Genomic DNA, 22803 nt, shown 5'->3' on the forward strand with positions numbered 1-22803 from the left:
GGTGGGGGGGGCGCCCCCCCCCCACCCCCCCCCCCCCCACCCCGCCCCCCCCCCCCCCCCCCGGCGGGCCCCCCCCCCCCCCCCCCCCCCCCGCCGCATGTCTCGGAACAGCCAGGGACGTCACGGGACGTGCACGGTACGGTCAGGGACGTCACGGGAGGCCACGCCGTGGGAACGGCGGCGCGGTCGGGCACCGGTGGGAAGCGGCGGCGCGCGCGTTACCTGGCGCGGCGCCAGAAGCCGCGCTTGCCCTTGTCCTGCTCGGGCAGCGGCTGCTCCACCGTCTCCTGCCCACCGGCCGGCACCTGCCCGACGACCGTCGCCTGCTCCCCGTCGCCCGGCGGCGGGACCGGCGGCAGGTGCTCGGGCCGGGTCCGGTTGTCGGCGTCGGAGGGCGGGACGCTCGCCTGCCAGGGCTCGGAGTCGCCCGTCTCCGCCCCCGAGGCGGAGCTCACGGGAAGCTCGGGCGAGCCGTCGTACGGGGCGGCGCCGCCCGCCGGGATGTCGGCCGGAGGGACCTCCGGCGGCACCAGCGGCTCGAAGAACCCCCGCTGTCCCTCGGGACGCTCGGGCGCGGGCTCGTGGCTGTAGGAGTCGAAGTCGTCCGGGTGCAGCACGACCGCCTCGGCAGGCGGCGCGGCCGGCTCCTCGGGAACGAAGGCCGGCGCGGACGGCTCCTGGTAGACGGGGCTGTACTGGACCTCCCCGCCGGGGTAGGTCTGCACGGGCACGAAGCTGATGATCGGCGCGTACGCCGGACCGCCGGGGTATCCGGCGGTGGGGTAGCCGACCGTGTAGCCGGGACCGGCCGGATAACCGTGCCCGGTGGGGTGGCCGGGGTAGCCGGCACCGCCCGGCATGCCGGGGTACGCCCCGCCCGGGCCGGCGGGGTGGCCGGGGTACGCCCCGCCCGGGCCCGCGGGGTGCCCGGACGCTGTGAGGCCCGGACCGCCGAGCCCCGAACCGCCGAGCCCCGGACCGCCGAGGTCGGGGCCGCCGGGCTGCGGGCCCGCCCGGCGCACGGCCGCCGCGTGGGCCACCCGGCGCAGCCGTCCCTCGAAGATGAGCACCGCGAACAGCGTCAGCAGCACCAGGATGAGCGCAGGGATGCTCAACTGCCGGGTCAGGCTCTGCTGGTCGAACTCCGGTGACGCGTTGCGCACCTCAAGCTGGACCGGCTCGCCGGACGACGTCTCCTCCGCGAGGGGGCTGCTGCTGGGCTGGGTCAGCGGCGTCTCCGTGCCCGCGACGGCGGGCAACGAGACGGTGTCCTCGGGGGTCGTCTCCGCGGCCGGCGGGGTGGCGAGCGGCACCTCCACGCTCTGCGACGGGATCGGGTCGAGGTCCTGGCTCGGGACGGCGGGCGGTGTGGTCGGCGCGGCGCCGGCGGTCTTCGTCTTCGTCTTCGTCGGGGTGGGCGAGGCCGTCCTGGTGGGCTTCGCGGACTGCGTCACCGTACGGGTGACCGTGGTCTCGGGATCCTCGGTCGGCTCGGGGGGCGTCGTGGTGACCGTGACCGTGACCTCGGTCGGCTCGCACGCCTCGTCCGCCTCGCACGGCGGGACCTCGGGATCCAGCGCCACCACTGTGGCGCTCGCGCTCTGCCCCACGAAGGGCGCGGAACCGATGGCGGTCAGGCCGAGTGCCAGCACCATCGCGGAGACGGCCGTCGCTCGCGTGCGTGCCACCTGTGCCCTCCGCGCGTTCCCGAGACGTTGGTCAGAGGAAATACTAGTCGCGTAAAAGGAACAGTAAAGACGGAATTAGCGGACCTTTTTTCGGATTCGTGCCTGCTGTACCCGAGAAACTCCCCACAGGGCTCCGAGCAGCACGGCGATGCCGCCGCCCGCCACGGCGACGCCCTGCGGCCCTGCCAGGACATTCACCGGCCGGGACCGTTCCGGGCGGGCCGCGGACATGGCGATCAGCCGGGGAAGTGGCGCCCCGAGGCCGCCGTCCGCGCTCCCGGTGAGCGGCGCCTGTGGTGGTGGCCACGGGGGCGCGGGAGTGGCCGCGGGGAAGTTCAGCTCGTCCCCGGGCTCGGCCCCGAACGGCTGGGCCGGCACGACGCCGTAGCCCGCCGGGGGCGGAGCCTCCACGAACGACCTGGCCGCCACGCCGTGCCGAGCCGGACGCCCGTCCACCCCGGCCACCGCCCGAACCTCCCGAGCCCCAGCCACCCGATCCCTCGCCGCCCGAACCCCAGCCGCCCGAACCCCAGCCGCCGGATCTCCCGCCGCTCGATCCCCAGCCGCCCGACTGCCGGCCTCTCGGACCGCCGCCGCCTGCGCCTCGCCGTCCTCAGCCCCGCGGCCCCGCCTCACGCCCTGCTGCCCAACGCCCTGCTGCCTCACGCCCTGCTGCCCAACGCCCTGCTGCGCAACCTCCTGCTCCGCCACGTCGTCCCCCGCCACGGCCGCACCGCCTGGGATCGACGCCTCCCCGGCGGTCAGGAAACCCGCCGATCCGGGTGCCGACTGTCCGGGCTGCGGGTCCACGACAGGCAGGGTGACCGCCCGGCTGACCACCGTCACCCCGCCGCCCTCCCGCTCGCCCATCCGCGCCACCGCCGCGAGCACGACCTCCCGCGCCCCGTACGGAGCCGTGAGCCGTACGTCCACCTCGTGCCACCCGCGGACGTCGCCCAGCGCGCACGCGGACGCCCGCCCGGCCGGGACGGGCCGCGCGGACTCGGCGGCGGCGTACGCCCTGCGCATCGCGGAGCGGACCCCGGCCGGCACCGCTGCGGCCTCGGCGGGCGTGACCGCCATGCCCTCGGCGGGCGTCACCGCCATGCCTTCGGCGTCGGGCGACGGCCGGACCGGCGGCGCCGCGTCGGCGGCATCCGGGGCGAGGGCATGGAACGTCAGCTCCGGAGGGCCCGCCGCGTCGGCGTTCTCGCCCACCGCGCCGTCGTCGGCGTTCTCGTCCACCGCGCCGTCGTCGGCGGGGGCGCAGCTCACCGAGGTCAGGGCGCGCGCCGGACCTGCGGCCAGCGCGAGACGGGCGGCGCGCCCCGGCCCCGTCAGCCTGACCCTGAACCGCAGCTCGTCACCGGCCCGCGCCCACGGCCCCGGCAGATCAGCATCGTCCACCCGGTCGAGCACCGGCGGCACCCCGGACGCCGCCGCGGGCACGACGGACGCCCCCGCCGCCATCATCGTCCCCGCCACGACCCAGCCTCGTCTGATCACGCGCTTCCCCCCGGCAGCGACAAACAGCTCCTGGCACTCGTAATGTTACACAGAGTGACACACTAGCCTCGTCGCAGCGCGCTCTCCACGGCCTCCATGACCGGGAGGTCGGCCCCCAGCCACGCCACGTCGTAGTACTCGTCCGGCCCCAGCCAGCGCAGCGCCAGATGCTCCTTCGCCTCGGGCGTGCCGGACGCCACCGTGGCCAGCCAGACGCGCAGCACGTACCCGTCGGCCAGGGTGAAGTCGCCGCCGATGCGGGCGCCCACGGAGATCTCCACCCCGAGTTCCTCGCGGCACTCCCGGACGAGCGCGTCGTGCTCGCTCTCCCCCGGGTCCACCTTGCCCCCGGGGAACTCCCAGCCGCCCGCCAGAGCAGGCGGTTCGGCCCGCTGCGCGGCGAGGACCCGGTCACCCTGCGCGACGATCGCCGCCGCGACCACGACCACGGTCATAGCAGCTTCTTGAGCTGCGCCTGCACATCCGGGTGCTGCAGCGGCCGCGTGAAGCCCACGATGTTGCCCCTCGTCTCGTACCCCGTCACCTTGATCGGCCCGCACAGCCGGCATCTCGCCTCGATCATCTTCCCCTTGGACACGACCATCCCCACATGGCCGGGATTGTCGGCCGACGTACCCGGACCGGAGTTGAAGAACACCAGGTCACCCGGCTGCTCGCTGCCCTGCTCGATCTTCACGCCGAACGGCCACTGCACGAACGTGGTGCGCGGGATCGCCAGCCCGGCCGCCCGGTAGGCCGCGTACACGATGCCCGAGCAGTCGAACGCGTCGGGCCCGGTGCCGCCCCACAGGTACGGCTTGCCCCGCTGGGCCAGCGCGAAGGTGAGGATCTTGGCGACCACGTCGCTGGGCGCCGCCTCGACCATCGGGTCGTCGCACGAGTCGTCGGCCTGCGGCGGCACCCGGACCTCGCCGGACTTGGCGTAGCGCTTGGCGATCGCCTCGACCTGGTCGACGTACCACCAGGCCCGGTTGTAGACGAACAGCGCCCGCCGGACGTTCTCCGGGGCCCCGTTGCGCTTGAGCATCCTGGCGGCGCCGAGGATGGCGTCGGCCGGGTTGTAGACGTCGCCGATGCCGTCGCCGTCGCCGTCGGAGGCGTAACCGTTGAACCGTGACGACACGTCGATCCGTGCCTTGCCGCCCCACGTGCTGATCAGGAACTGCATCGGGCCGGCCGCGCCCGCGTAGTTGGTGCCGCTCTTGACGCCGGGCAGGTCGGAACGGCCGTGGTCGGTCTCGCGCTTGCCGACGGCGGCCAGGATGTTCCACTGCACGCCGATCTTCTCGCCGTGCTCCCTGTACAGCTCCAGGTAGTCGTCCGGGATGTCGGAGGCGGCCGTGTCGGAGGCCTGCTCGTTCTGCGTGCCGCCGCCCGTGCAGTCGGGCTGCTCGCCGCCGTTGCCGACGAACGACGGGATCCCCGTTAACAGCACGGGCGAGACGATGACCAGGGCGAGCAGCAGCGCCCCGGCCATGCCGAGCAGCAGGGCGACACGTGTGCGGGAAGGGTTCACCCCTCGCTGTCCCCGTCCTGGCCCTCGCCGGCGGGCTGCAGGTCGAACACCCGCCAGTCGGTGCCCATCTGGCTCACCGTGACCGCGTAGTCGGCGGTGAGCTGCTTGGCGCCGCTCTTGGCGGCGATCTGCTGTGTGCCGGTGACGACGAAGACGACGGACGTCTTCTCGACCGACCTGATCGACGTCACCTTGGCCGTGGTCGTGGCGACCACCTCGTCGGCGCGGTCCTGCTCGACGATGCTGAACGTCCTGGCGAGCACGTTGCCGAAGTCGGCCGTGGTGTACACCTTCACCCGGTCGGCGTAGGCGGCGGGGTCCTCGTCGTAGCGGAACGTCCCGTGCGCGGCGGTGAACCGCTCGGCCAGGTCCGCGGCGGCGGCGAGCTGCTCCTTCGTCATCGGCAGATAGGAGTAGATGTCGAACGGCGCGCCGCTCGCGGTGGCCAGGGGCGTGCCGCGCGCCGCCGGCGGCGCGGCGGCGGTGGCCGTTGCCGCCGGAGGCTCGGAGTCCTCGTCGCCGGAGCCCGGCCACATGGTGAGGTAGATGCCGACGGCCGCGATCACCACCACGATGGCGGCGAAGGCGAGCCCCCGCTTGTCACCCGTCGCGGACATGGTCAGTCTCTGTCCTGACTGCTCGGCTTGAGCCAGAACGGCACCGGCGGCTCGTCACCGCGCGAGCCGTTGCCGCGGCGGCTGGGCAGCCACAGGGGCGGCGGCTCCGCTGACCGCGACGGCGTGTCTCCCCGGGAGGAGCCGCCGAAGACGCCGCCGCCCGACCGGGACCCGCCGCCGCCCGAGCCGGAACCACCCGAGCCGGACCCGCCCGGCCGCGACCTGCCCGATCCGGAGCCGCCCGACCGGGAGCCTCCGCCGAACAGCCCGCCACCGGACCGCGAGCCCCCGGACCCGCCCGAGCCGGAGCCCGAACCGCCGAAGATGCCCCCGCCCGACCGGGTGCCTCCCGACCGGGACCCGCCCGTCCGCGCCGGGCCGCCGGAGCGGACCGTGCCGCCGCGCGGCGCCCAGCCTCCGCCGGACCGTCCGCCGAACCAGCCCCCGCCGCCCGGGCCACCGGACCCGCCGGAACCGCCCGAGCCACCGGAGCCGCCCGAGAAGCCGGAGCCGCCGGAGGAGCCGCCGGACGAGCCACCCGCCCCGCCCCCGGAGGAGCCGCCCGCGCCGGCCGCCCGGGAGACGCCGCCCGCGAGCCGGGACCCGCCGGCCGCCGCGCCGCGGTTGCGGGTGGGCGTGCCGTTCAGATTGAGCGGCGGGGCGGCGCCCGGCCGCGGCACCGGCGTGTGCCGGGTGCCCGCCTTGCCGCCCTGCTGGTCGGTGTTGAGCGGCGCCGGCGTCGCCGGCACCCGGGTGCCCGCCTGCACCCCGGCGGTCGCGCCCTCCTCGGCACGCGCCCGGCCCTGGGCCACGGCCGCGGAGGCCGCCCCGCCCGCCGCGGCTCCGGTCGCCGCCGCCTGGATGAACGGCTCCGCCTTGCGCACGCCCCAGCGCCCGATCCGGGCCGAGGCCACCGGCGGCAGCGTCACCGCGGACCGCTCCAGCACCCGCGAGCTGGCCGCCTCGCCGAGCATGCGGGTGGTCAGCGTGTGGCCGTTCATGGAGGCGAACAGGTGCTGGAACGGCCTGCGGTAGAAGAACACCGCGATCGTCAGCAGCGCCATGAACAGGATCTGCAAGCCCCACGGCATGGCCGTCGAGATGATCAGCGCGTAGCCGTACACGAGCACGCCGAGCACGAGCGCCAGCACGGCCTGCCTGAGCAGCGTGCCGACCAGCATCTCCACCCAGCGCATCGCGATGATCCGCCCGCTGCCCGGATGCACGCCGATCAGCAGGAACACCGGTCCGAGGATCAGCAGCAGCAGGAAGCCCACCTTGAGCACCAGCAGCGACACCGCGACCAGGAAGATGAGCACGCCGGCGACCAGCGCGGCGATCAGCGCGCCGATGGCCACGCCGAGCCGGCTGGTCCAGTCCTTGCCCTGGAAGATGGCGAAGCGCGGGTCGCCCTTCAGCTTCTCGGCGACCTCGGCGTACCTGGCCTGGTGGGCCGCCGGGTCGGCGGCCGCCTGGCCGGTCTGCGGCGCCGGGATCGACTGGATCTCCAGCATGGTCCGGCCGAACTCGCGGACGACGGGCGCGTTCGGGTCGGCGGTGCCGAAGATGCCGACCAGCCACGGCTTGCAGACCAGCGTGGACCACAGGGCGTCGGCGTTCTGGTCGACGCCGGGCGTGCCGACCTGGCCGTAGCCGCCGGCCTTCACCTCGGGATCGCTCTGGCCGGGGCCGGGCAGGCAGGAGGCGCCGCCCGCGCCGGGCAGGCCGGAGAAGGCGGAGTTGACCACCTCACCCGTCTTGTCGGTGACCACCTTGCCGAGGCCGGTGAAGTCGCCGGGCCGGCTGAAGAACCAGGTGGCGACCGTGACGGCCAGCACCATCCAGATGACGCCCTCGGCCGTGGTGGTGGCCCGCTTGCGGATGAGGCCGTACCAGGCGAGCCAGATGGCGCCGAGGATGACGATGGGGCGCAGGAACGGCCAGTACATCGCCTCGGACAGGTTCGTCACGATGTCGTCGACGACGTCTTTGATGGACTGGAGCGGCCCTTCGGTGGCGGCGGCCTGGTAGGTGGTGATCGTGACCCGGTCGATCGCCTTGGCCCACAGGAAGACCATGTTGGCCCAGCCGTTGCCCATGACGGCGACGATGTCGGAGCAGCCCAGGTCGTAGGTGTGCCAGAACTGCCCGCTCATCCCGAACTGGGCGTAGTTGGTGGCGGGCGCCGGCGCGCCGTCCTCGCGCGCCGGCGGGGCGATCATGCCGTCGACGCCGCTGCCGACGATCTCCGGGGTGAGCTGCGGCGAAAGGTCGCACGGGCCGGCGGCGGCGGGCGAGAGGCCGCCCACCACGAGCGGCACCGCGAGGACGCCCACCATGAGGGCCAGGACGAGCGAGAGCCGCCTGGGTAGCCGGATCTTCATGACCGAACCTCCTGCGCTCTGCCCACTCCCCCTTGAAGATCATGCATGCCGTCGTCGGGTTTGTCGTGTGTCGGATTGGTGTCGAGCCAGTGCAGCAGGTCCTCGGAGATGAGGTCCACCGCGATGCGCCCGGCCCGGCCGTCGAGGTCGCGGAAGACGCACTCGCCGTTGCCGAGCGAGCGCAGCACCGCCTTGTGCTCCTCCGACGGCTCGACCCCGAGCAGCGACATGACGTGCTCCACCTCCACCCGTTCGGTGGACCGGAACGCGAACACCGACGACAGGCAGTTGGTGACCTGCTCGTTCAGCAGGTCACCCGCGTTCTGCGAGACCAGCACGAGGGCGGTGTTGCGGGACCGGCCCATCCGGCTGACCTCGGGCACCAGCTTGGCGCCCTCGGGCGTGGAGGTGATGGCCCACGCCTCGTCCAGGAAGATCGCCTTGGGCGCGCGCCGGTCGAGGCCGTTCATCAGCCGCCGGGCGAACTGCGAGACGAGGTAGAGCAGGGCGACCGACAGCCGCTGCTCGTAGGAGTAGTCGTCCCGGCCGGTCGCCACGTCCGGCAGCGTCAGCCCGCCCAGCGTGAAGACGGTCGTCCAGCCCTCGCTGTCGATCTGCTCGCCGCCCGACGGGTCGAAGCAGAGCCTGGCCAGGTGCATCTCCGACATGGATCGGAGCACCGCGCCGAGGTTCTTGGAGGCGGCGTCCTGCGACTGCTCCAGATGCTCGACGACCTTGCCCAGCGACGGGTCGGGGCTGTTGGAGACGGCGGCGACCGCCTGGATCATCGCCGACTCCCGCTCCTCCGACATGCGCGGCAGCAACAGCCGCAGCGTCTCGGTGGCCATGGTCTTCTTGGCCGCGATGTCGTCGCCGAACGAGAACGGGTCGAGCAGGCCGGGCGCGGCCGAGCCGAGCGGGATGATCCTGGCCTTACGCCCCCGCTTCTCCAGGAGCCGCACCAGCGACTCGGCGTCGCCCTTCGGGTCGATCACGGCGACGGTGACGCCGCGCAGCGCCATCTGGTAGATCATCAGCAGGGCCAGCGTCGTCTTGCCGCCGCCCGGCTCGCCGGTGATCGCGATGGCGGTCGGCCGGTTGCGGGTGGCCGCCACCAGCGGATCGAAGTGCACGATACTGCGCGCCCGCCCGACGGTCTCCCCGATGTACGGGCCGAGCCAGCCCTCGCTGCCCTCGCCGAGCCGGTCGCCGAGATCGACGGTCGCCGTGGCCATGCCACCCGCGATCGTGCGCAGCGGCTGACGCTGGGCGTAGGCGTTGACCCGGACCTTCTCCCCCGGCAGCGACTCGCAGAACAGCGAGAACTGGTCGCCGGTCGAGGCGACCACGTCGATGCCCATGTCGCGGTAGTGCTCGACGACCGCCTCCACCCGCTGCACGCAGATGTCCTCGGTGGGAGCGGAGACCATCAGCCGGTGCCAGCCGTACACGAAGGGCAGGCGCTCCTTGGTGATGCCGTGTTCGAGCATGCGTGCGGCGTCGATCTGCTCCGCCAGCGCCAGCGGCGCCTCGGCGCCGGCCTCGCGGATGTGGATGTCCATGTCGCGGGCGTGCGCGAGCTTGCGCGCGACGTCCTTGGACGCCTTGACCGGCGGGATGAGCCGCATCCGTGACGAGATCTCCACGGGGAACGGGAGCTGGTCGGCGAAGTGCATCCACGGCTCGCCGTCCGGGAACGGCATGAGGTCGGGGAAACGGGCGAACGACATGTGGGCCACGTAGGAGTCACCCTGAGGCTGCACGATGCGCAGCAGCGACCTGCCGTTGTGGATCTCGCCCTCGACCAGCGACTCGATCTCGCCCCGGCCCCAGCGCCGCTTGGGGCTGGCCGACGGCGGCGGGTCGCCGAGCGCCCCGGCCGCCGCGTGCTGGAACAGCCACGCCACCTCGACCGAGGTGGCGTGCCTGGCGTAGAGGGCGCTGGAGGCCAGGGCCCGGCCCAGCCGTTCGGCGTGCTCGGTCCAGCGGCTGATCTCGCCGTCCGGCACGTGGTCGTCGTCGATGCCGAGCACCTTCTCGGTGCGCTGGTAGAAGCCGAACAGCTGCGACAGCACGCCGCCGCCGATCTGCCGGCCGCGCGGGCCCAGCCGCACCCCGAGGTAGACCTCCTTCGACCAGAAGTCCTTGGTCCAGACGTGCCGGTACATCTCCTCCAGGTAGTCGCGCCAGCCCGGCCCCTCGTCGGAGGTGCCGTTGAGCGCCATGGCCCACTCGGCCGCCGGGTAGGTGCGATGGGCGACCCGCAGGTGCACCTCGGCGTCGGGCATCCTGATGGCGGCCAGCGCGATCGTGATGTTGGTGGCCAGCGCCTCGCGCTCCTCCGGCGTGACGAACTCGTAGCTGACCGTCGGTAGGCGGAAGTAGGCCCAGGCGCTGGTGTCCGTGAGCAGGATGCGGTCGTCGAAGTAGCGGACCGCCAGGCGCTGGTGCGCCCGGGACGCCCTGCTCATACCGCCCCCTCAGCGCATGAACTGGCTCCTGCTCGCGTGTTCACCTATCGCTCACCGATTCTCGTGCCCGGGGGGTCACTCGCCATCTCCTCTTCGCTCGGTCGGACGGTCTGCGCCGCGAAACCCGCCACCACGACGCCGGCGAGGGCGAGGTAGGCCCGCCGCCCGGCCGCGCGCAACTGGCCCGGCTCGACGACCTCGGCCCCGCCCGGCGCCAGGTCGTCCTCCCAGGGGACCCGCACGATGGCCCGGCACCTGCCCCGGGCCACCGCCTCCGCCTGCTCGACGTCGGCCATCGACCGCCTGCTCACGCCGTTGACCACCATCACCGCCCGCCTGCGCAGGTCCGCGCAGCCGTGCCCGTCGAGCCACTCGTACGTCATCGCGACCGCCTCCGACGCCTCCTCACTCGCCGGGACCACGAGCACGAGCTGGTCGGCGTACGGCAGGACCCGGGCGGCCAGCGCGGCGGCCGGGTCGACGACGGCCAGCTTGTAGTGCCGGTCGAGCAGGTGCATCACCTGGCCGAGGCGGTGGTCGGACAGCAGCGTGCGGTCGGCCAGCCGGCGCTCGGCATCGGCGTCGCTGTCGGCTCCGATCACCTCCAGGCCCGAGGGGGCCCGCGAGACGTAGCCGCGCATCGACAGGTAGCCGCTGACCCGGTCGAGACCTGACAGCAGCGACGTCAGCGTCTCAGGGGTCTCGGGGGTGATCCGGCTGGTCAGCGTCTGACGGCCGGAGCTGGCGTCGACCGCGATCACCTTGTCGTCGCGGATGCCGGCCAGCGTGTGGCCGAGCATCAGCGCGGTGGTGCTCTGCCCGGCGCCGCCCGTGCAGCCGAGCACGACGATCCGGCGGCTGCCGCCGAACACGCCCCGGGCGCGGGCCTCGTCGACCTCGGACCCGTCGGTGCGCACTCCGCCGCCGCCGACGACCACCTGGGCGATCCTCCGCCATCCGCCGGAGTCGCGGCCCACCACGGACTCGACCCGCCGCACCCGCCCCGGCGCCTCCCGGCGCCCCTCGGGCGGCAGCGCCCGCACCGGCGACACCGGTCCCCGCGCCTCGGCGGCTCCCGCACGGGCCTCGGGGACTTCGAGCCGCGTCTGCCGGAGCTGAGGTGCGGTGGTGCTGTCGGTCCGCCGCTCCCCGGGTGTTTCGGCGGCGGGCGCGCCTCGTTCGCGCCCGGCGGCGGGGCTCAACGACGGCCACACCTGTCGGGTGCCGGTCGGCAGCGACGGGTGCTGCCTGGGCGGCTGCCCCTTGCGGTGCTGCCGGCGCGCCACCTCGGCGGAGTCGTGCGTCGCGGGCCCCGTGGCGGCGGGCTCGCGTCCCTCGGGAACCTCGCCGCCGTCCTGCGGGCCCTCGGACGAGGACACCACGGGCTCCGGCGTCGAACCGTCGTCCACGGACGACACGGGGGCGACCGCGGACACGGCCGGCAGGACCACGGGCGGCGGCGGCTCAGGCGCGTGCCTGGTCACGACGGACGGGAGATCGTGCCGCGGCTCAGGCTGGGGCTCGGGCTGCGGCTCGGGCTGGGGCTCAGGCTGGGGCTCGGAGGCGGGCGTGGGCGTGGGCAGATGCGGTTCGGGCGGCGCCTGCTGGAGTTCGTGGCGCTTCGCCGGTGGCTGGGTGTCGGCGCTCGCGGCGAGTCTGCGTAGCCGGCGCAGCGCCTCGGTGTCGATCGGCTTCCCCGCCGCGGACCGGCTCTGGTCTGCCCGCCCAGGCCCGGCCGGCACCTCGGGGGCCGGCGCGGTGGCGCGCACGTCCGGCGCGGTGGCGCGCACGTCCGGCGCGGTGGCGCGCACGTCCGGCGCGGTGGCGTCGGCGGAGGTGGTGGAGGCGGGAGCGGTGGGGTCGGGGGCGGAGCCGGGTGCCGGTGCGAGGTCGGGTGCCGGTGCGGGGTCGGCGGGGGTGTCCGCGTGTGCCTCGTCCGCGGACACCGCGAGGCGCCGGACCTCGTCGGCTGGAGCGTCCGCCTCCGCGTCGGGCGGCTGGTGGTCCATCGGGGCGCGCGGGTGGCCGTCGTGCGCGTTCACCAGCGGCAGTTCGCCCCACCGGAGCGATCCCGAGGCGTCCCGCGTGCCGAGGGCGCGCTCCGTCGGGGTCGGCGTGGCGGCCTCGGCGGACCCGAGCGCGGGGGCGGTGCCGCGGCGGGGAGCCGCGCCCAGGGCTCGGCCGCCGGCCGGCTCGGCCAGCGGTGCCCGCGCGGCGGCGGCAGCGGCCGCCGCCACGGCCGGGCGCACCTGGCGCGGCCCGGCGGCCCGCTCCACCTGCCGCCTGCGCTGCTTCCTGGCCTGCCGCTCAAGCTGCTTCTCGTCCTGTGCGGCACGCGCCTTGCGGGGCTTCTTCACCCGTACGGGCGCGGGGGTGGTGTGCCAGACCCGGCCGGCGAAGGTGATCGTCTCGGGCTCCGCGGACGGCGCGAGGCGGTACCAGGCGCGCGGCTGCCCGAGGTAGCGTAGCTGGGACTCCAGGAGCTCGGTGAGTCGCTTGCCCTCGATGACGGGCCGGGTGGACAGCCAGGTGACGATCCCGGGCGGCACGAGGAACAGGACGTGCCACGGCATCTGGACCGGCACCCCGATCAGCACCAGCAGGAGCGACCAGGGCACGAACACGCCGACGAACACGCCGATCCAGACGATGGGCAGCGGCATCGGCAGCCGTAGGTCGTACAGCTTGTAGAGCCGCTTCTCGATGCGCCAGATGTTCGTGTACGTGGGCAGGTCCACGCGGTCCTCCTCTCCACCCGCTCGTTCATGACCGCCGTGGAGCGGTCTCAACCCTCACTTGATGCCGAGCGCCCCCGCGATCGCCTTCGCGGTCACCTCGATGATGTTGGGGACGTAGAAGATCACACCGATGGCCACGGCCAGGATGAGGAACTGCACGAACCGCGTGATCTCGCGGGTGAAGAGGAAGAACAGCGCGACCACGGAGACGACGACGAGGAAGAGCGGGGCGAAGAACGCGCGCAGGAACTCGGCGAGTCCTTCGGTGTTGACGCCCGTCGGTGCTGGTGACGGCGTCATGGCGATCAGGTCGAGCACTATGGTCTTCAGGGTCACTTCTTGTCCTCCCGGGGGGTGCCGATCAGCAGCGCGGTCGTGCGTCTATCCAACGGCCCGGCCGGCACCGCGGATGTCGTTGACGTACCACTTGTCGCCCTGCTTCTCCACGGTGAGGCGGTAGGCCTGCTCGATGCGGGCGGACGCCGCGCTCGCGTCGGAGGTGGCCTCGGGGGAGGCCGACGGCGAGGCCCCCGGCACGACCCACACCACCACCGCCTCGACCTCTCGGGTGGCGCCCCCCGCAGGCACCACGAGCTCCTGGAGCCCGCCGAAGTCGAAGGCCCCGCCGAAGCTCGCCAGGGATTTGCCCGCGGCGAGGTAGCGCTGCAGCCCGGTGGTGTCGCCCTTGGCGTACGCCTGGAAGAAGCCCTCGAGCTGGGGCTTCAGCTCGGCCGTCGCGACCTCGTCGGTCTCGGGCTCGACCGTCTGCGGCACCTCGGCGGGTGCGGGGGCGGGCAGGATCGCGGGCCTGCCCGATACGGCGAAGCGGCCGGAGTCGTCGCCGGAGTAGTAGATCGGGACGGACAGCAGCAGCCTGCGCGACCCCGACTGGAAGGCCACGGAGACGACGGCGTTGCCGGCGTCGAGGATCCGGATGTCGTACGGCTGGATGGCCACGGCCGCGAACTTGCCGTTGCCGTCCCAGCCGACCTGCGGCGCCATGCCTTCGGCGAGGAAGGCCGCGAGCTTGCCCGCCCTGCTCGTGGCGTCGGCTGGGCTGAAATTCAGATAGACGCCCGCGAACTGTGCGGCGAAGGCCATCGCCCGCCCGGTGGGGAATCCGCTGCCCTCCTCGGGCACCTGATTGGACGCAGGGGCGTTTTCCTGCGTAAACCGCTCAAAAGGTGCACGGACCCCGTTAACCACAATGACCACGATAAGCGCCCAGAGAATGATGCGGCCCGCCCAGACGAGCCAGCGCCCACCGCCGCCGGACCAGCGCCCGCGCCGCCGGGGCGGCGGCTGCACGTCGTAGTCGGCGGGGTAGCCGGCCGGGTCCGGGGGTGCCGAAAGCTCGGGGTCGCCAGCGATCCGAGGACCGTGCTGGACGGTTGACCTACGAGCCATCACGCCTCCGCTCGCGCCCATCCCCCCGGAGGGCGCGGTGTCGTCCGTTGCCGATCCCCATGATCCGTGGTGAAGCAGTCACCCTATCCGGTCTCCGCCATTGTTCCAGGAAAGCCACGCCCATGCTGCAGGCATCGCCGTCTGGGAGCAAACCGAGTGCGTATGGAACGACGGAGTGCGGACCGATGTCCTCATCGCCGGGAATCGGCACGTGACCAGGCCAGACATTCCCCGCCACATATCCCCGGAGCCAGAGGTTCCTGTCCGAATGGCGTTGGGACTGTCGCGACCTGCGCATTTGGTATAAAGGCGCCCCTCGCGTGTCGCGGCCCACGCGGCGGGCCGCCACCGGCCGTCAGACCGGCTCCGGACCCTTCGCGGGCTGCGAGTGCCGCCGGCTCTGGAGGTCCACCACGGTGGCCTGCGGCAGGCGGCTCGGCACCGCCCGCTCCAGGACGTGGCGTAGGTCGGCGAGGAGAGTGGCCGTGTCGCCATCGCGCATCCGCGCCGCGAGCTGCTCCCGCTCGTCGGCCTTCCTGCGCAGGTACTCCTCGCGGTTGACACGCAGGCCGTACATGAGCTCCACCCTCAGCAGGGCGAGCTCCTCCTCAAGGCTGATGCCCGTGAGCGTGGGCGCGGGACGTCGTTTCCGGATGATGCGACGAATCATGAGGGCCCTCCCGAGTCAGCGTCGACGCCGTGACGATTCGACGCGCAGCCCCCCAAAGCGGTTGACGCCGCACAAGTCCCGCCATCAACTGTCCGGGTGGAGTCGCCCGGCGGCCGTCCGAGCCACGGTCGCCTGCCGTCCGCCAGTCACAGTGGCCAAGCGGCCAGCAGATCGTCAGGGCCGTAAGCGGCATCGAGCCCCGGACAGTCGACTCCGCTGCGCGAGACCGCCACGACCGGAACGGGTCCGCCAGTGAGTGCGGCCCGGTGCCGATGGAGAGCTGCCAGGTCGTGCCGGTCGTCGGGCAGGATCCGGGCGAGCGCCTCGCGGATGAGCGGCTCGATCGCCCGACCGCGCCAGCTGGTTCAGCTCTCCCGGACCCGTGCCAAGGTCAGATCACCCCGCCCTCGCTCGACCTCCTCCATGGACGGGCCGAGCAGGTGCAGCCAGAACCGTAGGTAAGGATCTGTCACCCGGTAGCGGCGATCCTTCGACGGACGCAGCGATACGGGCAGCTCCGCGGCAACGATCCGCTTGTCCGTGAGCAGCTCCAGGGCTCGCTGCAGCGGCGTGGCCCCGATCCCGCCGGCCGCCCGGGAGATGTTGGTGAAGGTCCGCTCGCCACTGCCGATCGCCGCCAGCACCGTACGTGCCTGCGCCTGCGGGGGGAACTCTGCGGCCAACGAGCGTTCGGCCGACACCAGCAGGGCCGAGACCGGATCATTCAGCGCTTCGCCGAGGAAGTCCCACAACCCCGTGCCGTGCGACCACTCCGCGCATGTGCAGCTCTCGCTCCAAAGTCGCCAGCTCCTGGCGACGGCCCACGAAGTCCACCACGGCCCGACAACCTTCTGTACGAAACTAACAACAATGTTAGTAACGCGAAGGTTAGCAACATGCGCGGCTCCTACGCGACGTGACCCGCTGGGGCGCTCTCAACCTGCGCATCTCGTGTCACCCGTCGTAAAGGGTTGTCAGATCGACCAGGAGGAGGTCGTCCCGGCGGTCGGCCAGGGCGACCAGGTCGGGATAGAAGCCGTGGAGGGAGTACAGGGCCAAGGTGGTGGCAGCGGTGTCGTACCCCTGGTCGGCGAGCAGGACACGGATGCGTTCGAGGCGTTCCAGGTCTCCGGTTCCCCGGCGGGCGGCGGTCGCCTTGGCCTCGCCCAGGAGTGCGATCTTCGCGCGGGAGGCCTGCGGACGCTCGCCGGCGGCAAGGGCGATGACGTCGACCTCGTGCCTGGTCCGGGCGGCCTGGTCGGCGACCTCGGTGGTGCCGACCGGCCCGGGCAGTCCACCAGGAAGCAGGGTGTGGGCGTAACGGCGGGTGAAGTCGCGGGCGAGGTCCTCGAAGTGCGGCCCGAGAATCTTGGAGTTGAAGGTCGGAACGGCCTGCTGCCACACCTGCTCGGCGAAACCCTGCTCCACGGCGGCGGCCTGCGGCAGGGTGATGAGCTGGTTGAAGCGGATGACGGGGTCGGCGAGGGTGATCACGGGGTGCCTGGCGCGGAGAATGTCCTGTTCCCGCCGGATGTAGCCGGTGGATTCCAGAACCCCGAGGGGGTGAGCAACGGCGTTGCGCGGTCGCTCCAGGGCAGCACCGATCTTGCTTGGTGTGGTGGCGCCCTGCGCGATCGCGGTGAGGATGTCGTAGTACAGCGTGTGCTGTGTGATCCTCGGGTCCTCGCGCAGCAGGTACTCGGTCTCGGTACGCGAGTACACCGCCCGCCCTGGATCGAGCAGCGTACCCGTGAGCCAGGTGGCGAAGCCGTCGTCCGGATGCGGACGGGCAGCCACCGGCCGGTAGCCGGGGGCCCCGCCGAGGACCGCGTGCACCTTCAGCGCGGTCAACGGATCGGCGATCTGCCAGAAGGCCCGGCTGTCCCGGTAGCTGAAGGCCCCCAACCGCAGATCGACCACGGCGCGGCCCCGTAGTGGCTTGGTTCCCGAGAGCAGTTCGTGCATGACGCTCATCGCGGAACCGCACAGGATCAGCCGCGGGCCCGGTCCGTCACCGGGCCGGGCCCCACGTTGGCGCTCGTCGTAGAGCTGTTGGAGCAGTCCCGGGATCTCTGGCGAGTGCTGGAGCAGATACGGCAACTCGTCGATCACCAGGAGCGGCTGGGGCGAACGGGCGGTCACGTCGAGGGCGTTGGACAGGACGTCGCGCCAGTCGGTCAGGCGCAGACTGCCCGGTCTGAGGCCGGTGTGAATGGCGACCGCGTCGCTGAACCGCTGGATCGCGGGCAACCGCCCTTCTTCCCGGACGGCTGTGACGTACAAGCCGCCGACCTGCTCGGACAGCGCCCGAAGAAGATACGACTTCCCGTGCCGCCGCCGCCCGGACACGATGCCGAGCCGCATCGCGGGGTCCGGGTCGGTGAGGAACTGCGCGAGCAGGTTCCACTCCCGGTCCCGATCGACCACGTCGTCCGGCTTGGCCGGCAGGCCTTTCTGCACTCAGCCTCCAACACCCCGACTGCAACGGAAGACGTCTAAGTCTACTTCGACGCTCTCCGTCGCAGCGGACTTCATCAGGAAGTCTGAGCCGGTCAAGGGGGGGTGACACGGCCGCGTAATCCTCACGCACAGCGGCCCCAGCGGCGGACAGCGACGTACCGGGATCACACGTTGAAGCGGAACTCCACCACGTCACCGTCGCGCATGACGTAGTCCTTGCCCTCGATCCGCGCCTTGCCCAGCGAGCGGGCCTTGGCGATCGAGCCCGCCTCCACCAGGTCGTCGAACGAGACGACCTCGGCCTTGATGAAGCCGCGCTGGAAGTCGGTGTGGATCACCCCGGCCGCCTCCGGCGCGGTGGCGCCCTTGGGGATGGTCCAGGCGCGGGTCTCCTTCGGACCGGCCGTCAGGTAGGTCTGCAGGCCCAGCGTCTCGAAGCCCACCCGGGCGAGCTGCGACAGGCCCGACTCCTCCTGACCCACCGACTGCAGCAGCTCCAGCGCCTCCTCGTCGTCCAGCTCGACCAGCTCGGACTCGATCTTGGCGTCGAGGAACACCGCCTCGGCCGGGGCCACCAGCTCCGCGAGCCGCTGCCGCAACGCCGCGTCGGCCAGCTCGTCGGCGTCGAGGTTGAAGACGTAGAGGAAGGGCTTGGCCGTCAGCAGGTGGAGCTCTCGCAGCTCCGCGCCGCCGAGGCCGCTCTCGAAGATGGTCCTGCCCGTCTCCAGGACCTTCAGCGCGCTCTCGGCGGCCTCCAGCGCGGCCTTCTTGTCCTTGTTGTTGCGCGCCTCCTTCTGCAGGCGCGGGATGGCCTTCTCGACCGTCTGCAGGTCGGCCATGATCAGCTCAGTGTTGATCGTCTCGATGTCGCGCTTCGGGGAGATCTCACCGTCGACGTGGGTCACGTCAGGGTCGCTGAAGACCCGGATCACCTGGCAGATCGCGTCGGTGTCGCGGATGTTGGCGAGGAACTGGTTGCCCCGCCCCTGCCCCTCGGAGGCGCCCTTGACCAGGCCCGCGATGTCGACGAACTCCACCTTGGCGGGCAGGATGCGGGCCGAGTCGAAGATCTCCGCCAGCTTGGGCAGCCGCGCGTCAGGAACGCCCACGATGCCGACGTTGGGCTCGATGGTGGCGAACGGGTAGTTGGCGGCCAGCGCGTTGCCGCTCTTGGTCAGCGCGTTGAAGAGCGTGGACTTGCCCACGTTGGGCAGGCCGACGATGCCGATGGAAAGGCTCACCCGTGCTCCTTAGCCGGCCACACGAGCCGATGCCCGTTGCCGGTCGTTGCTCCGCTGCGCTCGCTCACGTCCAGCGAGTTTACTTGCTCACGGGGGGCGGCCAGGTCACCGGACGGGCGCCGGGACAAGCGACGGTCAAGGCTCGCACAGGCGTGTCTCGCGGATCCGGCGGCGAAGTCCTGCAATCATCGCTGGAGTGGATGTCGTCTCGCTTCTCATCGGGCTCGCCGTCGGACTGGCCATCGGTTTCCTGCTGGCCCGCACCCGGGCGGCCGTACGGGTGGCCGAGGCCGACGCGCGGGCCAAGGCCGCCGCCGACAAGCTCGGCTACGTCGAGGAACAGCTCGCCGAACGCTTCCAGGCGCTGTCCACGCGGGCGCTCGACGTCAACAACGTCCGCTTCCTGGAGCTGGCCGAGACCAGGCTCGCCGCCAGCCGCGCCGAGGCGGCCGGCGACCTCGACCAGCGCAGGCAGGCCGTCGAACACCTGGTCGAGCCGCTGAAGGAGGCGCTCACCCGGGTCGAGACGCAACTGCGCGACACCGAGGCGGGCCAACGTGCCGCCCGCGCCGAGCTGGCCCAGCAGATGGAGTTCGTCCGGCAGAGCAGCCAGGAGCTGCGCTCGCAGACCACGGCCCTGGTCCGCGCCCTGCAGCGGCCCGAGGCGCGTGGCCGATGGGGCGAGCTGCAACTGCGCCGGGTCGCCGAGATCGCCGGCATGCAGCGGCACTGCGACTTCGAGGAGCAGGTCAGCGAGGGGTCGATGCGGCCCGACATGGTGGTGCGGCTGGCCGGCGGCAAGAACATCGTGGTCGACTCCAAGGTGTCGCTCGCCGCCTACCTGGAGGCAGCCGAGGCGGCCGACGAGTCGCTGGCCTCCGTACGCCTCGACGCGCACGCCAGGCACGTCCGCGAGCACATCGACCGGCTGGCCGCCAAGTCCTACTGGCAGGGGTTCAACCCGTCACCCGAGTTCGTGGTGCTGTTCATCCCGGGCGAGGCGTTCCTGGCGCCCGCGCTGGAGCGCGACCCGGGCCTGCTGGAGTACGCGCTGACCCGGCGCGTGCACATCGCCACCCCGACCACCCTGGTCACGATGCTGCGCACCGCCCACTACGCCTGGCAGCAGGCCGCGCTCAGCGAGAACGCGCGGGCCGTGTTCGAGCTGGGCAAGGAACTGTACGACCGGCTGTCGTCGCTGGGCAGGAACGTCGAGACTCTCGGCAAGTCGCTCACCCGGGCCGTCGAGGCGTACAACAAGACCGTGGGATCACTTGAGAGCCGCGTGCTGGTCAGCGCGCGCAAGATGCACGATCTCGGTGTCGTGGACGCCGAGCTGGACTCCCCCGCCATGCTCGACGGGCTGCCCCGGCCGCTGGCCTCGCCCGAACTGCTGGAAACCTCGTCTCTGATTTCCCCGGTCAACGGTAAGTTGGCCAACGGGTCGCAGTAAGGGGGGCGGGGCCGGTGAGTGGGAAAGGCAGGCGTTCGGCGGTCAGGCTGACCGCGCGTGGCGCCATCGCGCTCGCCCTGGTCGCCACCTTGGCGGGATACGTCCTGGCCGACGTGCTGGACCTGGCGTTCCTGGTGGGGCCGGCGTTCGTGGCCGCGAGCCTGGTCGGCGCGCTGCTGGTCAATCCGCGCGAGCTGCTGTCGCTGGTGGTCACGCCGCCGCTGGTGTTCTTCGCGGCGACGCTGTTCGTCGAGGTCGGCCGCGCGCTCGGGTCGGTGTCGATCGTGCAGTCGCTGGCGCTCGGCCTCTACACCTCGCTGTCCAACGGCGCGCCGTGGCTGTTCGCCGGGTCCGCCGTGGTCCTGGCCGTCGCGCTGCGCCGCGGCCTGCGCGACAACGTGCGCGACCTGCGGGCGCAGCTGAAGGCGGGCGCGGAGGTGCCGCGCCCGCGCCAGCCGTACGTGCCCGAGCCCGAGGGCTACTTCGAGCCCAAGGTCTACGGCACCCCGCGCGTCGAGGACTGACCGCCGCGGCGTCCACGCCGCGGCGGTCGAAGCGTCAGCGCCCGGCGGGCGTCCAGGGAGCAGCGCTGGGCGAACGGAGCGTCAGCGCTGGGCGACCGGGGCGCGCAGGTCCTTGCGCAGCTCGTGGGGCAGCGCGAAGCGCATGCTCTCGTGCACCGACTCGACCTGCTCGACGTCGGCGAACCCGCGCTCGGCCAGGTGGGCCAGCACCTCCTCCACCAGCTCCTCCGGCACCGAGGCGCCGCTCGTCACGCCAACCGTGGTGACGCCCTCCAGCCAGGCGTCCTGGATGAACGACGCGTTGTCGACCAGGTAGGAGGCATCGGCGCCGTGGTCGAGGGCCACCTCCACCAGGCGCTTGGAGTTGGAGGAGTTTTCGGAGCCGACCACGATGACCAGCTCCGACTCGGCGGCGATCTCCTTCACCGCGACCTGACGGTTCTGAGTGGCGTAGCAGATGTCGTCGCTGGGCGGGTCGATGAGGGTCGGGAAGCGCTCCTTGAGCCGCGCGACGGTCTCGTTGGTCTCGTCGACCGACAGCGTGGTCTGCGACAGCCAGACCAGCTTGCCGGGGTCCTTCACCCTGACGTCGTCCACCGAGTCGAGGCCGTCGACGAGCTGGATGTGGTCGGGGGCCTCACCGGAGGTGCCCTCCACCTCCTCGTGGCCCTCGTGGCCGATGAGCAGGATGTCGTAGTCCTGGGCGGCGAACCGCTTGGCCTCGTTGTGCACCTTGGTGACCAGCGGGCAGGTGGCGTCGATGGTGCGCAGCCCCCGATCCCTGGCCTCGCCGTGCACGGCCGGGGAGACGCCGTGGGCGGAGAAGACGACGATCTCGCCCTCGGGCACCTCCTCCGTCTCCTCGACGAAGATGGCTCCCTTGCTCTCCAGCGTCTTGACCACGTGGGTGTTGTGCACGATCTGCTTGCGCACGTAGATCGGCGCGCCGTACTGCTCCAGCGCCTTCTCGACCGCCACGACGGCTCGATCGACTCCGGCGCAGTAGCCGCGCGGCTTGGCTACGAGAACTCGGCGGTTGCGGGACTGGGGCTCCATAGTTCTTATGCTACGTGGAGCGGCCAAGAGGCCCGTGCGTGCGGCGAAGCCCGCCGTTTGCCACACTGGCCGTCCACTACTGACCTCCCAGGGAGCCGTCATGTCCCTCAGCGACGTGATACGCAACATCGCCAAGACCGTCACCGACAAGGAGAAGGCCAAAGAACTCCCCCTCATGGTCGTCCAGGGCACACTGAGCGCAGCCGGGCAGGCGTTGCTGCTGGTGGACCGGATGAAGAACTCCATCAAGGGCCTGGGCGGCAAGGACAAGGCCGATGAAGCCGACTCCCGCCCCGACGCCGACGAGCAGGCGGCCGTCCCGGCCGCCGAGGACAGGCCCGCCCGCAGGGAGCCGGTCATCTTCGCGCCGCGCCCGTCGGCCGCGCCCGAGCCGAACGGCGCGGCGAAGGACAAGCCGGAGCCGGTCATCTTCTCCCCCGCCGCGAAGCCCGCCGCGCCCGAGCCCGTCGCCGCGGAGCCCGTCGCCGCCGCGCCGGAGCCGGTCGTGCGGCCCGCCGAGACGAAGGCGCCCGAGGCTCCCCTCGAAGCCGCCGCCAAGGCGACCGCCAAGGCGGCCACAGAGCAGGCCACAGAGCAGGCCACAGAGCCGACCACCGGGCAGGCCACGGGCACGGACGCCGAGGGGCTCGCCAAGGACCTCGCCGAGGAGCCCGTCACCACGGCGAAGGCCGCCGTGAAGGCGAAGCCGCCGGCCAAGCCGAGGGCCTCCGCCGCCAAGCCGAAGGGCGAGACCAGGCGCAAGGCCCCCGCCAAGCCGAAGGCCGCCACCCCCGCCGCCGAGGCCGGCGCCAGGCCCGAGGCCACGCCCGGCACCCCCGCGGGGGCGGCCGGCCTGGTCGAGCCGCTGCCCGGTTACGACGATCTGACCGTGGCGTCGCTGCGCGCCCGGATGCGTGGCAAGTCCGCCGAGCAGATCTCCGCCCTCCTTTCCTACGAGCAGGCCACGGCGGGGCGCCCCGAGGTGGTCCGCATGTTCGAGAACCGCCTCGCCAAGCTCCAGGCCGGGGAATAGTCGCCGCGGCACCGTAGT

At 72.5% G+C, this 22803-nt stretch carries 18 protein-coding genes; 3 read left to right on the top strand and 15 right to left on the bottom strand.

Translation table 11 applies throughout. The features are described from left to right. Positions 1–218: 218 nt before the first annotated feature. The 14 genes from ACGF0J_RS17550 to ychF form a co-directional block, all read right to left on the bottom strand. The gene (locus tag ACGF0J_RS17550; protein ID WP_393146856.1) at positions 219–1688 is read right to left on the bottom strand and encodes a hypothetical protein; all 1470 of its coding nucleotides are present in this window, start codon (positions 1686–1688) and stop codon (positions 219–221) included. Between the two features lie 75 nt (positions 1689–1763). Beyond that, positions 1764–3194, bottom strand: a complete 1431-nt coding sequence (locus ACGF0J_RS17555; protein ID WP_393146858.1) for a hypothetical protein — start codon at positions 3192–3194, stop codon at positions 1764–1766. A gap of 62 nt (positions 3195–3256) precedes the next feature. Next, entirely contained in the window at positions 3257–3649 is a 393-nt protein-coding gene (locus ACGF0J_RS17560; protein WP_393146860.1) for a (deoxy)nucleoside triphosphate pyrophosphohydrolase, read from the bottom strand. Beyond that, entirely contained in the window at positions 3646–4731 is a 1086-nt protein-coding gene (locus ACGF0J_RS17565) for an NlpC/P60 family protein (protein ID WP_393146862.1), read from the bottom strand. The genes ACGF0J_RS17560 and ACGF0J_RS17565 overlap by 4 nt, the downstream gene beginning before the upstream one ends. Beyond that, positions 4728–5348 (bottom strand): hypothetical protein, encoded by a 621-nt coding sequence (locus ACGF0J_RS17570; RefSeq protein ID WP_393146864.1) that lies wholly within the window; start codon positions 5346–5348, stop codon positions 4728–4730. Before ACGF0J_RS17570 ends, ACGF0J_RS17565 begins: the two co-directional genes overlap by 4 nt. A gap of 2 nt (positions 5349–5350) precedes the next feature. Further along, complete coding sequence (locus ACGF0J_RS17575; protein ID WP_393146866.1) at positions 5351–7732, bottom strand: type IV secretion system protein; 2382 nt, start codon at positions 7730–7732, stop codon at positions 5351–5353. Then, the gene (locus ACGF0J_RS17580) at positions 7729–10203 is read right to left on the bottom strand and encodes an ATP-binding protein (RefSeq protein WP_393146868.1); all 2475 of its coding nucleotides are present in this window, start codon (positions 10201–10203) and stop codon (positions 7729–7731) included. The genes ACGF0J_RS17575 and ACGF0J_RS17580 overlap by 4 nt, the downstream gene beginning before the upstream one ends. A 44-nt stretch (positions 10204–10247) precedes the next feature. Next, on the bottom strand, positions 10248–12941 hold the full coding sequence (locus ACGF0J_RS17585) for a TcpE family conjugal transfer membrane protein (protein ID WP_393146870.1): 2694 nt from the start codon (positions 12939–12941) through the stop codon (positions 10248–10250). A gap of 54 nt (positions 12942–12995) precedes the next feature. After that, positions 12996–13241: a hypothetical protein gene (locus ACGF0J_RS17590; RefSeq protein WP_221496131.1), complete on the bottom strand. Its 246-nt coding sequence runs from the start codon at positions 13239–13241 to the stop codon at positions 12996–12998. An 81-nt stretch (positions 13242–13322) separates the two neighbouring features. Then, the gene (locus tag ACGF0J_RS17595) at positions 13323–14081 is read right to left on the bottom strand and encodes a conjugal transfer protein (protein ID WP_393146872.1); all 759 of its coding nucleotides are present in this window, start codon (positions 14079–14081) and stop codon (positions 13323–13325) included. 622 nt (positions 14082–14703) lie between these two features. Beyond that, on the bottom strand, positions 14704–15018 hold the full coding sequence (locus tag ACGF0J_RS17600) for a hypothetical protein (RefSeq protein ID WP_393146874.1): 315 nt from the start codon (positions 15016–15018) through the stop codon (positions 14704–14706). Positions 15019–15383: 365 nt separating this feature from the next. Next, positions 15384–15770, bottom strand: a complete 387-nt coding sequence (locus ACGF0J_RS17605; RefSeq protein ID WP_393146876.1) for a hypothetical protein — start codon at positions 15768–15770, stop codon at positions 15384–15386. Positions 15771–15972: 202 nt separating this feature from the next. Beyond that, positions 15973–17478 (bottom strand): ATP-binding protein, encoded by a 1506-nt coding sequence (locus ACGF0J_RS17610; RefSeq protein WP_393146878.1) that lies wholly within the window; start codon positions 17476–17478, stop codon positions 15973–15975. Positions 17479–17642: 164 nt separating this feature from the next. Beyond that, positions 17643–18719 (bottom strand): redox-regulated ATPase YchF, encoded by a 1077-nt coding sequence (ychF, locus tag ACGF0J_RS17615; RefSeq protein ID WP_393146880.1) that lies wholly within the window; start codon positions 18717–18719, stop codon positions 17643–17645. Positions 18720–18915: 196 nt separating this feature from the next. On the opposite strand from ychF, the gene ACGF0J_RS17620 reads away from it, so the two are divergent. Together ACGF0J_RS17620 and ACGF0J_RS17625 are read left to right on the top strand one after the other, a co-directional pair. Further along, positions 18916–20172 carry a DNA recombination protein RmuC gene (locus tag ACGF0J_RS17620; RefSeq protein WP_393146882.1) on the top strand — a complete coding sequence of 419 codons (1257 nt, stop codon included), beginning with the start codon at positions 18916–18918 and terminating at the stop codon, positions 20170–20172. A gap of 14 nt (positions 20173–20186) precedes the next feature. Continuing rightward, positions 20187–20696: a DUF6542 domain-containing protein gene (locus ACGF0J_RS17625; protein WP_393146884.1), complete on the top strand. Its 510-nt coding sequence runs from the start codon at positions 20187–20189 to the stop codon at positions 20694–20696. Between the two features lie 81 nt (positions 20697–20777). On the opposite strand, the gene ACGF0J_RS17630 is transcribed toward ACGF0J_RS17625, so the two are convergent. Beyond that, positions 20778–21752, bottom strand: coding sequence for a 4-hydroxy-3-methylbut-2-enyl diphosphate reductase (locus ACGF0J_RS17630; protein ID WP_393146886.1), 975 nt, complete (start codon positions 21750–21752; stop codon positions 20778–20780). Positions 21753–21852: 100 nt separating this feature from the next. On the opposite strand from ACGF0J_RS17630, the gene ACGF0J_RS17635 reads away from it, so the two are divergent. After that, positions 21853–22785, top strand: a complete 933-nt coding sequence (locus ACGF0J_RS17635) for a hypothetical protein (RefSeq protein ID WP_393146888.1) — start codon at positions 21853–21855, stop codon at positions 22783–22785. The last annotated feature ends 18 nt before the right edge of the window (positions 22786–22803 follow it).

Origin of the sequence: Nonomuraea sp. NPDC047897, assembly GCF_043204415.1 — a bacterium.
Taxonomy (GTDB): Bacteria; Actinomycetota; Actinomycetes; order Streptosporangiales; family Streptosporangiaceae; genus Nonomuraea.